Genomic DNA, 14,744 nt, shown 5'->3' with positions numbered 1-14,744 from the left:
TTTATGTCGACCGGGAAGAAGCATGCCTGCCCGATCTGGCCGTGGGCGGCACGGCCCGGGGAAAGGCAAACAACAGGGTCATGCAGCGCAGACCACGAGAACACAGCGCCATGACCACCAGCAGCAGGCCGATGGGCAAGACACTCTTGAAGATGAAGCGATACGGCAGGCCGCTTGGCGCCTGGGATCGTTCGTTATAAACGAAGGCCTTGTAGGCATAGGGCACCAGGGCGTCGATCATCAGGGCCAGGATCGGCAGCGCCAGCAGCACGATGCACGTCAGCTCTATGATGGCCTGGGTACGCAAAGAGAATTTTTCACGCAGTACATCCACCCGTACATGGTCGTCCTTCACCACCGCAAAACCCAGGGTCAGCATCATGGCGATGCCGAACAGGTGCCAGGACAATTCTTCCAGCGCGATGGAGCCCGCCGACAGCACGAAACGGCTGAACACGTTGCTCAGCACCACCAGCAGCACCGCCAGCCACAGCCAGGAGCTGAGCCGGCCCACGGCCGACACCACAGCGTCCAGCCATTGTGACACCCCGTTGACCGGCAGCTCGTCGGCGGCCGGGTGCATGGGGGGAATAATGTGCTCCTTTGTTTGAGACGCATCTTGAAATGAATCTCGAGACGAATGTTGGGACGAATGTTGGGACAAATGTCGAGACGGATCGGTGGACATCATCATCTCCAGGCAAGAGCGGCGACAAGGCGGGCTACATCGAGCCCGCCCCCCAAGGGACTATCAGTCAGTCGTACTGGTAGAAGTCGCGCGGCAGGTAGCCCTTGCCGTGCCAGATGGAATGATGTTTCATGAAGTCGCGCTGGCTGGTCAGCACCCGCTTGAACATCTCGTCTTCGGCGGCCATGTCATCCATCACCTTGTTGGTGACGTTTTCCAGCTCGCGCAATACCGGCTCGGGCAATACCTGGGCCGTGACCCCTTCCTTCTCGTAGTCACGCAGCGCCGTGGGCTGGGCCCACTCGCTCTGGGCAAAGCCCTTGAGGGTGGCCGACTCGCAGCCCATTTCGATCAGGGCGCGGGTTTCCGGCTCCAGGCCCTGCCACACATCCTGATTCACCAGCAGATGCGAGGTGGTCAGGGTCTGGTGCCAGCCGGGCATGATGTAGTTTTTGACGATCTGATCCAGGCCCAGCATCTTGTCGATGGCCGGCTGGGAAAATTCGGTGGCGTCTATGGTATTGCGCTCCAGCGCCTGGAAGATTTCCGCCCCCGGCACCATGGTCACGGAGGCGCCCAGGTTCTCCAGCACCTTGCCGCCGATGCCGGCGAAGCGAATGCGCAGGCCCTGGAAGTCGTCCAGGCTGGTGATCTGCTGCTTGAACCAGCCGGCGCCTTCCGGACCTATGATGCTGCACAGCATGGGATGAATATTGCGCTCGGCGTAGATCTCTTCCAGCAGGGCCTTGCCGTCCCCTTCGTAATACCAGGCCAGATAGGCCGGCGGCTCCATGTTGAAGGGCGCGCCCGAATACAGCGGCAGGGCGGGAATGGTGCCCTGATCGTAACCGACCCAGGTGTAACCCGCCGGGTACTTGCCGGCGCTGACCGCATCCATGATTTCAAACGGCGGCACCAGCTCGCCCGGCTCGTAGTAACGCAGTTTTACATTACCGCCGGAGACGGCGGCCAGCGATTCGGACAAATGCTTGACCGGCGTGGTCAGCCCCACCAGATGGGAAGGAAAGGCCAGCGGAACCTGCCACCGTACCTTTTCGGTGGCGGCCACCGGGGCGCTGATGACGGTGGCGCACAGGGCGGCGGCGGTCATGGCATGGGGTAATCTGGACAGCGTGTGCTTGATGATCATGGAGATTTCCTTCTGCTTGCTTCAGTCCTTTGGCTCCAGCTGCCGAAGCCATGGAGCGCGATATATTCCATCCAGATATGAGCACAAGCCGTGCCACTTATGTAAATGCAATGTTAAACAGTGGCTTGCAATAGGTAACCAGGATAACCATGGCGGCCACTGACCGAAAAACCGGACAGCGTCAGTGAGGAATCATTTGAACCATCCGATAATCCGGACAGGTGTCTGGTTTTCAGGACAATCGGGCGAGCTTGTCGTAAAACACGGAGCGGGAGATGCCCAGCAGCCGGGCGGCCTGGCTGCGATTGTTCCCGCACCGGGCCAGGGCGGCCCGAATGGCGTCGGCTTCGGCCTTGGCCAGCACCTCTGCCAGCGGGCGTATGTCCGGGCTTTCTCCGTCCGAATTATCCCCGTCCGTTCTATCCCCGTCCGTTCTATCCCCGTCCAAGCAGCCCCCGTCCGAGCTGTCCCGGGCCCTGCTCGCGGCGTTCGGCGGCGTTTCAACCTGCCGCTCCGGCACCGGCAATACGCGGCGAATCATGTCTGTGTCCAGCACCTCCGCGCTTTCGCTCATGGTAAAGGCCCGCTCCAGCACGTTGTGCAACTCGCGCACGTTGCCCGGCCAGTCATGCTGGCTCAGCAGCGCCACCGCCGCATCGGTGATCTCGGTGCGTTCCTGGCCGTTGCAGATGTCTTCCAGCAGAAATTCGCACAGTATGCCGATATCGGCCCGCCGCTCCCGTAATGGCGGTATCTTGATTTCGAGCACGTTGAGGCGGTAATAAAGATCCGAGCGAAAGCTGCCCTCGGCCATCATGGCATCCAGATCCCGGCTGGTGGCGGCAATCACCCGCACATCCACCGGCACCACCTGATTCGAGCCCAGCGGCTCTATTTCTCGTTCCTGCAGGGCGCGCAGCAGCTTGGCCTGCAGGCCCAGGGGCATGTCGCCCACTTCGTCCAGAAACAGGGTGCCGCCCTGGGCGTGCTGAAACTTGCCCTTGCGCAGGCGCTTGTCGGCGCCGGTAAAGGCCCCGGGCGCTACCCCGAAGAATTCGGCTTCCAGCAGGTTCTCGGGAATGGCCGCCAGATTCACCCCCACGAAGGGCCCTCCGGACCGCGCAGAAAGGGTATGAACAGACTGGGCCAGCACCTCCTTGCCGGTGCCGGTTTCCCCCAGCAGCAGCACCGGAATATCGCGCGCTGCCGCCAGCCGGGCCCGACGCTTGGCTTCCAGTGCCGCCGGGCTGGCACCGATAAAATCACCAAGATGGTAACGGGTGCCCCGCCCGGTTTTGGCCAGGGCCCGTTTGGCGGCCAGCAAGTCCTGATGCAGGCGGCGGTACTTGCTTACCAGCGGCGTCAGGGGCTGCAGGTCGTCGAACAATACAAAGGCCACGGCACCGCTGACCTGCCCCTGTTCATCAAAAAACGGCAATCGGGTCACCACCAGCTGCTGGGTCCGGTATTCCATGATATCGAGCAGCAGGGGCCGGCCGCTTTCCAGCACCTCCGGCATCCGGCTGTGAGGGATCACGCTCAGCACGGGCCGGCCTATCACACCGTGAGTATCGGCCAGCCCCAGCAGGCTGGCATAACGACGGTTAATCCAGCTGATACAAGCGTTTTTGTCGACCGCAATGGCGCCGGCACTGGCCTGCTCGCACATGGGGAACAGCACTTCGATCAGCTCTCGGGTCAGACCATGACCAGATTGGGATTCAAACAAGATAGACATGGGGGTCGGCTCCGTGACACGCAATGACTCGATGGTAGCCAAAAGCCCGACCAAGTTCGTCTGTTTTTCTTTATTGGGGCTTTCATTTATTAATTAAATGTTAATAATGTGTTCATTGACTTATACAATGTCGAGATTTCAGGATGAAGAATCTGCCCACGGATCTGCTACGCACCTTCGTCACCATCAATCAGCTGGGAGGCTTTACCCAGGCCGGTGAGCGACTGGGCCGCTCGCAGCCCGCCGTCAGCCTGCAGGTGAAACGACTGGAAGAGCTGCTTGATATCCGGCTGTTTCACCGTGCCAGCGGCCTGCAGCTGACCGAAGAAGGTCAGCTGCTGCTGGGCTATGCCCAGAAAATGCTGGACTTGAACGATGCGGTGGTGTCGCGATTGAGTTCGCCCAAGGTCAGTGGCTCGGTGCGGCTGGGGATCCCCAACGACTTCGAAGTCTCGTTTCTGGCCACCACCATAGGGCGTTTTGCTCAGGCCTACCCCAACGTCACCCTGGACGTGAGCAGCGACATCAGCGCCAACCTGCTGCATGACTACGGCAAGGGCGAATACGATCTGGTGATGGCGATAGAAGAAAGCGACCGGCCCCAGCCGCAGTTGACCGATTACATCATAGAGCCGCTGGTGTGGGTACGCGGTAATAACCTGATACTGGAGCCCGAGGCGCCGCTGCCGCTGATCCTCTATCCCAAGGGCTGCCTGTATCGAAAGGCGATCATCAACGCCCTGACCCAGGCCAACCAGCCCTGGCGCATCGTATACTGCACCTCCAGCCTGCTGGGGATCCATGCCGCCATCAAGGCGGGGCTGGGGGTCAGCGCCTTGACCAGAAGCACGGTACCCGAGGGGCTGGAAGCCTCGGCCAGCTATCCCCCCTGCCCGCCCCTTGGCAATATGTCGATTGGCTTCAGTTACGATCCAAACAAGCTGACCTCCGCTTCCCGCATGCTGCTCGACTACCTCAAGCTCGGGCTCAATGCCCTCTGATACGCGTAGCTGCGGATTGGCGTCATCAAGGTGCACACCACCGGCAAAGCCGGCTTACCCGACTGCCGTCAGTGGTGCCCTGGCTACCTGCTCCACCGCTTCCTGCAGTGTGGGATAAAAAACCAGCTCACCGGGAACGGGTTTTACCCCGGCCTTGGCCAGGGTCTTGAGCGGCTGATATTGCAGATCCGCCATGACTACCACAATCTTTCGCTGTCGGCATTGTTCCACGAAGCGATTCAGGGCCGCCAGTCCGCCGGCATCCAGAATAGACACCGCATCCATATACAGGATAACGCCCCGTCGTTGCCGGCATAATCCTGCCAGTTCGCCGAACACCCGCTCGGCGGCGGCAAAAAACAAAGGGCCCTTGATCTTGAATGCCGACCAGCCCGTCGGCAAGTCGCCGTCCAGCAGTCGCCGATGAGAGGAAATATCCGACACCCGGGTCATGGCGGCAATATCGCGCACGAACAGCACCGCCGCCACCAGCATGCCGACGGTAATCGCCAGCACCATGTCGAACAGTATGGTGAGCGAAAAACAGGTCAAAAACACCAGCATATCGCCCACAGGCGCGGTGTTCAGCAGTTTGACCGCCTTGTGGGCCTCGCTCATGTTCCAGGCCACCACCATCAGCAGGGCGGCCATGGCCGGCATCGGCAGGTAGGCCAGCATGGGCGCCAGCAGCACCAGCCCGACCAGCACCACCAGCGCATGCACCATGCCCGCCACCGGCGACTCGGCCCCGGCCTTGACGTTGGCGGCAGAGCGGGCAATGGCGGCCGTCGCAGTAATACCGCCGAAAAACGGCGCTATGATGTTGCCGATACCCTGCCCCAGCAGCTCGCTGTTGGCGCTGTGGCGCTTGCCGGTCATGCCATCCAGCACCACGGCACACAGCAGCGACTCTATGGCTCCCAGCATGGCGATGGCAAAGGCCGCCGGCAGCAGGTCGCGCAACAAGGTCCAGTTCAGCGTCAAGGCAGCACCATCTGGCCCCGGCTGCAGCCAGGGCCAGACCCACTCGGGCAATACCGGCGGAATGCCCTGGCCGATGCTGCCATCCGGTAACAGGTAACTGAATTGACTGCTGATGGTGGCAATCTCCATGCCCTGGCGATTCAGCAACAGGGTGATGACACTGGCCAGGATCACCGCCGGCAGATGCGCCGGCACCCCGGTTTTCAGCCGGGGCCAGAGCAGCATGATGGCCAGGGTGAGCAGCGCAATGGCCAGGCTGGGCCAGTGCAGATGAGGAAAGGCCGCCATCAGCGCCGTTACCTTGCCCACATAGTGCTCGGGCAGGCTGGTCAGTTCCAGTCCAAGAAAATCCTTCAGCTGCAGGGTGGCAATCACCACCCCTATGCCGCCGGTAAATCCCAGGATGACCGGCTCGGGAATATACTCGATCAAACGGCCCAGTCGCACCAGCGCCATACCCACCAGGATCACCCCCGACATAGCGGTCGCCAGCAGCAGGCCACCCAGACCATATTGCTGGGCGATGGGATAGAGAATCACCACAAAGGCGGCGGTGGGCCCGGAGATGCTGAGCCGGGAGCCACCGGTCAGGGCGATGACAAAGCCGGCAATGATGGCGGTATAGAGCCCATACTGAGGGGCCACCCCGCTGGCAATGGCCAGTGCCATGGCCAGAGGAATGGCGATAATTCCCACCGTGATCCCGGCCAGTACATCCTTGAACAAACGCCGGCTATCGTACCGCTCCTTCAGGCAGCTTTCGCGCAGGGCATGGCCGATACGCAACGAAAAAAGATGGGCCCGATGCGGCATGCTTCTCTCCCGATGACAGATAATCTTGGTATTATTTAATCGATTATATGCTCATCAATGAATCATTCAATGATAATATGATTAACATGTTTTAGTGACTATCGGAGCCGTTATGGAACAAAGAACCGCCCGCCTGACCCTGCTGATCGATCCCAGAAAAAAGGCCCTGTTCGAACAACTTTGTGCCGAGGAAGACGTGACCCCCTCCCAGAAGGTACGTCAATTTATTCGCGACTATATCGAGCAAAAAACCGGCAAGGACTGGCTCGATGCGAGTCAGGACTGACGAAAGGCGCGCCATGTTGACCCTACTCGACAACCGGCTCTGGTTTCCGGACCCCTCACAGGCGTTAATCGAACCCAACGGTCTGCTGGCCGTGGGCGGCGACTTGAGCCCGGAACGGCTGTTGCTGGCCTACCGTATGGGGATCTTCCCCTGGTACGATCAAAGTCAGCCCCTGCTGTGGTGGTCGCCGGATCCCCGCGCTGTGCTGGAACCGGATAAACTGCACATCAGTCGCAGCCTGGCCAGACTTGCCCGTCGCGGGCAATACAGGCTGACCGTCAACACCGCCTTCGAACAGGTCATCCGCGCCTGCCGCCAGCTGCGTGAAACCCAGGAAGCAGGCACCTGGATCACCGCCGGCATAGAGCAGGCCTATTGCCGACTGCACCAGCTGGGTCACGCCCACTCGATCGAGGTCTGGCAGGGAGAACGGCTGGTGGCCGGGCTTTACGGCATCGGCCTTGGCACCCTGTTTTGTGGCGAGTCGATGTTTCATCGGGTCGACAACGGCTCCAAGCTCGCCATGCTCGGCCTGTGCCGGCACCTGCACCGCCATGGCGGCGAACTGATAGACTGCCAGTTACCCACCCCGCATCTGATGAGCCTGGGGGCCACCAGCTGGCCCCGCTCGCGCTTTTTACATAAACTGAAAGAACGACAACAGCAGCCGTTATCCCAAGGGTGCTGGCAATCTGGTGAGCTGACGTTATGAGGGAAGTAAATCTCAAGGTGGGGCTGACGCCCAAACACCCCTGCAGTTACCTGCCCGAGCGGCAGGAACAGCTGCTGGTCCTGCTCGACAGGGAATTGTTGTGCCTGGAAGGGTACGAACAATTGCTCAGTGCGGGCTTTCGCCGTAGCGGATCGGATATTTATCGCCCGCATTGCCAGCTGTGTCGTGCCTGCGAGTCGCTGCGCATCGACGTCGTCCACTTCGCGCCCAGCCGCAGCCAGAAACGTATCATCCGCCAGAACCGGGATCTGAGCATCAGCCTGAGTGAGCAGGAAAAGCCGGAGTATTTTCGGCTGTATCGGCGTTATATCAACGAACGGCACCAGGATGGGGCCATGTATCCCGCCAGTCGCCAGCAGTATGACGGCTTTCTGCTCTGTGACTGGCTACCGCCGGTATTCATGGAAGTCTGGCTGGATCAACAGCTGGTGGCGGTGGCGGTTACCGACCTGCTCGGCCAGGCGCTCAGTGCCATGTATACTTTTTACGACCCCGACATGGAGCACAGATCTCTGGGATCTTTCGCCATTCTGAGCCAGTTGCAACTGGCTGCCAGATTGAACAAGAGCTGGGTTTATCTGGGGTACCAGGTCGATGGCTGTAAGAAAATGAACTACAAACGACACTTCCGCCCTCATCAGCGACTCGTGGCCGGACACTGGCAGGCGATGAAAGACTGAGCGGAAACTTTACACTCGAGGCGAAATCCGGCATGATCGATGCCGTTTTTATTGCCTGCGTTAACAAGAGGACTCAATGGCTAAAGAAGACAGTATTGAAATGCAAGGGACCATTCTGGACACCCTGCCGAACACCATGTTTCGCGTTGAGCTGGAAAATGGCCACGTAGTCACCGCTCATATCTCCGGCAAGATGCGCAAGAACTACATCCGTATCCTTACCGGTGACAAGGTCACCGTCCAACTGACTCCTTACGATCTGTCAAAAGGACGCATCGTCTTCCGCGCTCGCTAATCCGTTCGCCAGTCACTCCGAATGTTACATGGTGGCGTCTGTTCCCCATCGCTGTGTCTTTGGGTGATTTTTTTCGCCCCCGGTTTCTCCAGGCATGCACCTCTTGGATAAAAAATGCCCGGCACCATCATGGTGCCGGGCATTGTAGTACTCATTATGGTGCTATGCCCCGGGCCTGAACTCAATGGGCCAGAGAGGCTTCCGACTGATAGTCAAAATGCAGTTTGTCGTCCTCTAGCGTGACTTTGACCGAGCCGCCACCGACCAGTTCGCCGAACAGCAACTCGTTGGCCAGCGGCTTTTTCAGCTTTTCCTGAATCACCCGCCCCATGGGACGTGCGCCCATCGACTTGTCGTAGCCTTTTTCTGCCAGCCAGTGACGAGCGGACTCGCTGACCTCCATCGATACGCCCTTGGCATCCAGCTGCGCCTGCAGCTCGACGATAAACTTGTCCACCACCCGGTGAATCACTTCCATATTCAGGTGGTTGAACCAGATGATATGATCGAGCCGGTTACGGAACTCGGGTGCGAAGGTCCGGTTGATTTCGGTCATGGCATCATGGCTGTGATCCTGCTGCTGGAAACCGATGGACTTGCGTATCGTCTCCTGCACCCCGGCGTTGGTGGTCATCACCAGTATCACGTTGCGGAAGTCCGCCTTGCGGCCGTTGTTGTCGGTCAGGGTACCGTTGTCCATTACCTGCAGCAACAGGTTGAACACGTCCTGGTGCGCCTTCTCGATTTCATCGAGCAGCACCACCGCATGGGGATGCTTGATCACCGCATCGGTGAGCAAACCACCCTGATCGAAGCCCACATAGCCCGGCGGGGCCCCGATGAGACGCGACACCGTATGGGACTCCATGTATTCGGACATGTCGAAGCGAACCAGCTCGATACCGAGCACCCGCGCCAGCTGCTGGGTCACCTCGGTCTTGCCCACCCCGGTCGGGCCGGCAAACAGGAAGGAGCCGATGGGCCGCTTCTCGTTGCCCAGGCCGGAACGACTGAGCCGGATGGAGTCGGTCAATACCTCTATCGCCTTGTCCTGGCCAAAGACCACCATCTTGAGCTTGGGTTCCAGATTCTTCAGCGCTTCCTTGTCGGAGCTGGACACCGATTTCTCGGGAATACGGGCAATCTTGGCCACGATGGCCTCGATGTCGCCCACTCCTATGGTCTTCTTGCGCTTGGAGGGCGGCATCATGCGGATTTTCGCGCCCGCCTCGTCGATGACGTCGATCGCCTTGTCGGGCAGATGGCGGTCGTTGATGTACTTGGCAGACAGTTCGGCCGCCGCCCGAATGGCCTTGCTGGTGTAGCGCACATCATGATGTGACTCGTAGCGGCTCTTCAGCCCCAGCAGTATCTTGGTGGTGTCTTCCACCGAGGGTTCCAGGATGTCGATTTTCTGGAAGCGCCGCGCCAGGGCCCGGTCTTTTTCGAAAATCTGGCTGTACTCCTGATAGGTGGTGGAACCCACACAGCGGATCTGACCGCTCGACAACATGGGTTTCAGCAGGTTGGCCGCATCAAGCTGGCCACCCGAGGCGGCGCCGGCACCGATGATGGTGTGGATTTCATCGATAAACAGGATGGCGCCTTTCTGCTTCTCGAACTGTTTGAGCAATGCCTTGAAGCGCTTCTCGAAATCACCGCGATACTTGGTACCCGCCAGCAGCGAGCCCATGTCCAGCGAGTAGATGGTGCTGTCGGCGATAATGTCCGGCACATCCCCATGCACGATGCGATAGGCCAGACCTTCGGCGATGGCCGTTTTACCTACCCCGGCCTCCCCCACCAGCAGCGGGTTGTTCTTGCGCCGGCGGCACAGTACCTGGATGGCACGGTTGACTTCATGCTCCCGGCCGATCAGCGGATCGATACGGCCTTCCTTCACCCACTGATTGAGGTTGATGATAAAGCCTTCGGTCTGGCTGCTGGCCGCCTCGTCGGTGTTTTCTTCCATCTGGGCGGGGGGGGCCTCTTCCTGCCGGCCGTCTTTACGCACGCCATGGGACAGGAAATTGACCACATCCAGCCGGCTGATGTGAATCTTTTTCAGCAGGTAGGCGGCCTGAGACTCCTGCTCGCTGAAGATGGCGACCAGTACATTGGCACCGGTGACCTCGGCGTTGCCGGAAGATTGAACATGAAAGACCGCCCGCTGCAGCACACGCTGAAAGCCGAGGGTGGGTTGGGTTTCTACCTCATCGTCCCCCGCCGGTATCAGCGGTGTGGTCTGCTCGATAAACAGGTGGGTTTCACGGCGTAGCTGTTCGAGATCTGCCCCACAGGCCATCAGGGCCTCTTTGGCAGACGGGTTGTCCAACAGCGCGAGTAACAGGTGCTCCACCGTCATAAACTCGTGGCGAGCACGGCGCGCTTCGTTGAAAGCGTCGTTCAATGTGCTCTCAAGGTCTTTGTTCAACATAGGCACCTCCCCTAAAAAACTGCGGTGTCCCGTTGCGGCGGGTACTGACTCATTCCTGCTCCATGGTGCACAACAGCGGATGTTCATGCATACGGGCAAACTTGTTCACTTGCGCTACCTTGGTTTCTGCAATCTCTGCGGTAAACAGGCCACAGACTCCTTTCCCCTGATAATGAACCGCCATCATCACCTGCGTGGCCTTATCCAGGTCCATAACAAAGAATTTTTGCAGTACTTCCACCACAAAATCCATGGGGGTGTAATCGTCATTGTTCAGGATGACCTTGTACATAGGAGGGGGCTGCAGCGCAGTTTCTTCCACCTCTTTTAACTGATCACCCTCTGCCTGCTGTGTTCTCCTGCCCATATAGTTACTCTAAATCACGGTTCCGGATCTCGCTACAGCAGTCGCACCGGATTGGGTGCCGCTGCCGGGCGTCGCTATCAAGCCAGGGACTGACTCTTTTTATCAGGATATCAGGAACGCGTCAGCTAGTCTTTCCTCCACACTACCGCTTACGCTGGCACTGTCAACCGTCTTGCCTGTGGCGGAATACGATAACAAACAAACGCTTGACTCACCCCCCTGTTTGGCTAGAGTGGTTGATTGGTGACCATTGAATCAAGTGTCGTATGGCGCTTATCATTCGGGTCGCCGCATCCGGCGGGGTTAACCTGTCGTAAATATTGGCAACTGTGCCAGTTACTCAATGTTGTTTTGGATGTTTGAGCAAAAGGATGCAGATGTATGACGACCGGTACGGTTAAGTGGTTTAATAATGCTAAGGGATTTGGCTTTATCTGCCCACAGGAAGGCGGCGATGATGTGTTCGCACATTTTTCCACCATCCAGATGGACGGATACAGAACCCTGAAAGCGGGCCAGTTAGTACAATATAAGATACAAGAAGGACCCAAAGGTAACCATGCAATAAGTATAGTACCTGCGGCAGATAATAATTAAGCACGGATACACGATATCCATACATCAAGGCGCTTCGGCGCCTTTATTGTGTCTGCAATACCGGCAGCAACCGACGGGGCCGCACCGCGGCAAACGAAGGGATCTCCTTTCCCGCCGGAGCCGACTTTGCTAACGTAGTCGTTACTTCCGACTGCAAGGATATCGCCACCTCATGGACGCCAGCCTGCTCGCTCCGGCCCTGCTCGCCCCCACAGAACTGACCCTGCCCAAGTGCAAAGAAATACTGGCTCGCCTGCAAGACTGGCTGGAACAACGCTTCAACGCCGGCGACGACATCATGGAACTGGTGGTCACCCGCTCCCAGCATATGGATCAGCTGCTGACCGGGCTGTGGCAGCGCCATGGCCTGGACAAGGATCCGCAACTGGCGCTGGTGGCGGTGGGCGGTTACGGCCGGGGCGAACTGCACCCCTATTCGGATATCGACCTGCTGATATTGTGCAATGGCACCCCGGAGCCGACCCTGAACGACCGTATCGGCAGCTTTATCACCCTGCTGTGGGATCTGCGTCTGGAAGTCGGCCACAGCGTGCGCTCGGTGGCGGAATGCATCCGGCAAGGCAAAAAAGACATCACCATTGCCACCAACCTGATCGAAGCCCGGCTGATCACCGGCTGCTACGACACCTTTGCCGCCCTCACCCAGGCTACCCAGCCCGATAAATTCTGGCCCAGCCAGGCCTTTTTCGAGGCCAAGCGGGAGGAGCAGGAAGATCGCCACCGCCAGTTTCAGGACACCAGCTACAAGCTGGAGCCGGACATCAAGAGCAGCCCCGGCGGCCTGCGCGATATCCAGACCATCAGCTGGGTCGCCCGTCGCCACTTCGGCGCCGCCACCCTGAGCGAAATGGTCAGCCACGGCTTTCTGACCCGGGCCGAGTACCATGAGCTGCTCGACTGCCAGAATTTTTTGTGGAAGCTGCGTTTTGCCCTGCACATGGCCATTCATCGCCCCGATAACCGTTTGCTGTTCGACCGTCAGCGGGCGGTGGCCACGGCACTGGGCTTTGCCGGCGAGGGCAACGAGCCGATAGAGCAGATGATGAAGCGCTTCTATCAGACGGTGCGGCGGGTGGCCGAGCTTAACGAAATGCTGCTGCAGTTGTTCGACGAAGCCATTCTCGGCCACATCGCCATGGACGTGAAGATGCTCACCCCCGAGTTTCGCCTGCGTGGGCGCCTGATCGACGTCATCAATCCCGCGCTGTTCAGAGAAGAGCCCGCCGCCATCTTGCGGCTCTTCTATCAGATTGCCGCTCATCCCGAGATCACCGGCATTTATTCCACCACACTGCGCCAGTTGCGGGATGCGCGCCGCCGCCTGACCGGTTTTCTGTGCGAGCGGGCCGACTGCCGACGGCTGTTCATGATGCTGATGCGCCATCCACGAGCCGGTGGTCTGGCGCTGACCCTGATGCACCGCTACGGCATGCTCGCCGCCTATTTTCCCCAGTGGAGCAAAATTGTCGGCCAGATGCAGTTCGACATGTTTCATGCCTATCCGGTCGACGAGCACACGCACCGGCTGCTTAAAAACATCTATCGGTTTCGCAAACCTGCCGCCAAACGCAGTCATCCGCTGTGTTTTGAAATCTGCGGCCGTCTGCGCAAGCCCGAACTGCTTAACCTCGCCGCCCTGTTTCACGATATCGCCAAGGGCCGGGGTGGCGATCACTCCGAACTGGGGGCAGAAGACGCCCTGGCGTTCTGCCTGCAGCACGATCTCGACAAATCCGACGCCCGCCTGGTGTCCTGGCTGGTGCGACATCATCTGCTGATGTCGGTCACCGCCCAACGCCGTGACATCTACGATCCGGAGGTGATCGGCGAGTTCGCCGGGCTGGTCAGAGATGAGTTGCGCCTGGACTTTCTCTATAGTCTGACGGTGGCCGATATCTGTGCCACCAATGATCACCTGTGGAACGACTGGAAAGGCACCCTGCTGCGCGAGCTCTACTTCGCCACCCAGAAGGCGCTGCGCCGGGGCCTGGAAAACCCGCCGGACTTGCGCCTGCGTATCCGCGAAAACCAGCGCCAGGCCCGGCAGATCCTGGCACAGCTGGATACCCCGGTCGAGCAGATCAAGCCCCTGTGGGCCCGCTTTACCGCCGATTACTTTCTGCGTCATACCCCGGAGCAAATCGCCTGGCACAGCCGCCATATTCTGGCCCATGCCGACAGCCCGCGGCCTCTGGTACAAATCAGCCAGCAACCGGGCCGGGGCGGCAGCGAGCTGTTTATCTACCATCCCGACTCCCCCAACCTGTTCGGCCGGGTGGCGGCGGCGCTGGATCAGAAAAACCTCAACATCCACGATGCCCAGATCATGACCTCGAAAGACGGCTATGCCCTGGATACCTTCATCGTGCTCGAGCCCGACGGCCAGCCGGTGAGTGGCGATCGGCTGGCCGACCTGTGCTACAACCTGAGCGAGGTACTGCTGATACCAACGCCGCCCCGGGTGCGCATTCGTCCGCCGTCACGACGACATCGGGAATTTACCGTCACCACCCAGGTGAACTTTCTGCAGCCCCAGCGGCTGACCAAACGCACCCTGATGGAGCTGGTGGCACTCGACACCCCCGGCCTGCTGGCCCGTATCGGCTCCGTATTCAGTCGACTGGGGCTGAACCTGCACGCCGCCAAAATCACCACCATCGGCGAGCGGGTAGAAGACTTTTTCAGCCTGACCAACGGCGAAGATCGACCGCTTAATGAGCAAGAACAAGCCTTATTGCGAGAAAAAGTGGTCGAGGAGCTCAACCAGGGCGGCAAAATATGATAAAAGATGCACCAGAAATGAATCAAGAAACAGGGAAGTCGTTTTAGATGTTTGCACCGCAAGCCATTCTCGAAGCCGCTTTTGAGCGGCGCGACACCATTCGCCACTGATCTGTTCAACACAGCAAGGCTCGGCCTGCAACTGATTAACATCCGGCTGGCCGCTATGTGCG

At 59.2% G+C, this 14,744-nt stretch carries 13 protein-coding genes; 7 read left to right on the top strand and 6 right to left on the bottom strand.

Annotated features, from left to right (window positions below; genetic code table 11):
• Position 1: 1 nt before the first annotated feature.
• From HNR62_RS08560 to HNR62_RS08550, 3 genes are all read right to left on the bottom strand, one after another.
• A complete protein-coding gene (locus tag HNR62_RS08560; protein ID WP_204795669.1) occupies positions 2–583 on the bottom strand; it encodes a TRAP transporter small permease subunit in 582 nt (193 codons plus the stop codon).
• 172 nt (positions 584–755) lie between these two features.
• On the bottom strand, positions 756–1,838 hold the full coding sequence (locus HNR62_RS08555; protein WP_204795668.1) for a TRAP transporter substrate-binding protein: 1,083 nt from the start codon (positions 1,836–1,838) through the stop codon (positions 756–758).
• 232 nt (positions 1,839–2,070) lie between these two features.
• On the bottom strand, positions 2,071–3,576 hold the full coding sequence (locus HNR62_RS08550; protein WP_204795667.1) for a sigma-54 interaction domain-containing protein: 1,506 nt from the start codon (positions 3,574–3,576) through the stop codon (positions 2,071–2,073).
• A gap of 143 nt (positions 3,577–3,719) precedes the next feature.
• On the opposite strand from HNR62_RS08550, the gene HNR62_RS08545 reads away from it, so the two are divergent.
• Positions 3,720–4,577: a LysR substrate-binding domain-containing protein gene (locus tag HNR62_RS08545; protein WP_204795666.1), complete on the top strand. Its 858-nt coding sequence runs from the start codon at positions 3,720–3,722 to the stop codon at positions 4,575–4,577.
• Between the two features lie 54 nt (positions 4,578–4,631).
• Here HNR62_RS08545 and dauA read toward each other — a convergent pair whose 3' ends face one another.
• Positions 4,632–6,374: a C4-dicarboxylic acid transporter DauA gene (gene dauA, locus HNR62_RS08540; protein WP_204795665.1), complete on the bottom strand. Its 1,743-nt coding sequence runs from the start codon at positions 6,372–6,374 to the stop codon at positions 4,632–4,634.
• A gap of 112 nt (positions 6,375–6,486) precedes the next feature.
• Between dauA and HNR62_RS08535 the strand changes: the two genes are divergently transcribed.
• The 4 genes from HNR62_RS08535 to infA all read left to right on the top strand — a co-directional run bounded on the left by HNR62_RS08535 (position 6,487) and on the right by infA (position 8,368).
• A complete protein-coding gene (locus HNR62_RS08535) occupies positions 6,487–6,660 on the top strand; it encodes a CopG family transcriptional regulator (RefSeq protein ID WP_204795664.1) in 174 nt (57 codons plus the stop codon).
• A 13-nt stretch (positions 6,661–6,673) separates the two neighbouring features.
• On the top strand, positions 6,674–7,372 hold the full coding sequence (gene aat / locus HNR62_RS08530; protein WP_204795663.1) for a leucyl/phenylalanyl-tRNA--protein transferase: 699 nt from the start codon (positions 6,674–6,676) through the stop codon (positions 7,370–7,372).
• A complete protein-coding gene (locus HNR62_RS08525; protein WP_204795662.1) occupies positions 7,369–8,073 on the top strand; it encodes an arginyltransferase in 705 nt (234 codons plus the stop codon). Before aat ends, HNR62_RS08525 begins: the two co-directional genes overlap by 4 nt.
• A 76-nt stretch (positions 8,074–8,149) precedes the next feature.
• A complete protein-coding gene (gene infA, locus HNR62_RS08520; protein WP_007419779.1) occupies positions 8,150–8,368 on the top strand; it encodes a translation initiation factor IF-1 in 219 nt (72 codons plus the stop codon).
• A gap of 181 nt (positions 8,369–8,549) precedes the next feature.
• Here infA and clpA read toward each other — a convergent pair whose 3' ends face one another.
• Together clpA and clpS are read right to left on the bottom strand one after the other, a co-directional pair.
• Positions 8,550–10,805: an ATP-dependent Clp protease ATP-binding subunit ClpA gene (gene clpA / locus HNR62_RS08515; protein WP_204795661.1), complete on the bottom strand. Its 2,256-nt coding sequence runs from the start codon at positions 10,803–10,805 to the stop codon at positions 8,550–8,552.
• Positions 10,806–10,854: 49 nt separating this feature from the next.
• A complete protein-coding gene (clpS, locus tag HNR62_RS08510; protein WP_204795660.1) occupies positions 10,855–11,172 on the bottom strand; it encodes an ATP-dependent Clp protease adapter ClpS in 318 nt (105 codons plus the stop codon).
• A 381-nt stretch (positions 11,173–11,553) separates the two neighbouring features.
• Here clpS and cspD point away from each other — a divergent pair, with 381 nt between their 5' ends.
• Both cspD and glnD read left to right on the top strand, forming a co-directional pair.
• The gene (gene cspD, locus HNR62_RS08505; protein WP_104484827.1) at positions 11,554–11,769 is read left to right on the top strand and encodes a cold shock domain-containing protein CspD; all 216 of its coding nucleotides are present in this window, start codon (positions 11,554–11,556) and stop codon (positions 11,767–11,769) included.
• A gap of 172 nt (positions 11,770–11,941) precedes the next feature.
• Complete coding sequence (glnD, locus tag HNR62_RS08500) at positions 11,942–14,572, top strand: bifunctional uridylyltransferase/uridylyl-removing protein GlnD (RefSeq protein ID WP_204795659.1); 2,631 nt, start codon at positions 11,942–11,944, stop codon at positions 14,570–14,572.
• The last annotated feature ends 172 nt before the right edge of the window (positions 14,573–14,744 follow it).

Origin of the sequence: Oceanisphaera litoralis, from assembly GCF_016907015.1 — a bacterium.
Classification (GTDB): domain Bacteria; phylum Pseudomonadota; class Gammaproteobacteria; order Enterobacterales; family Aeromonadaceae; genus Oceanimonas; species Oceanimonas litoralis.
The sequence above is the reverse complement of the archived record's forward strand: the minus strand, read 5'-3'. Positions and strand labels throughout refer to the sequence as shown.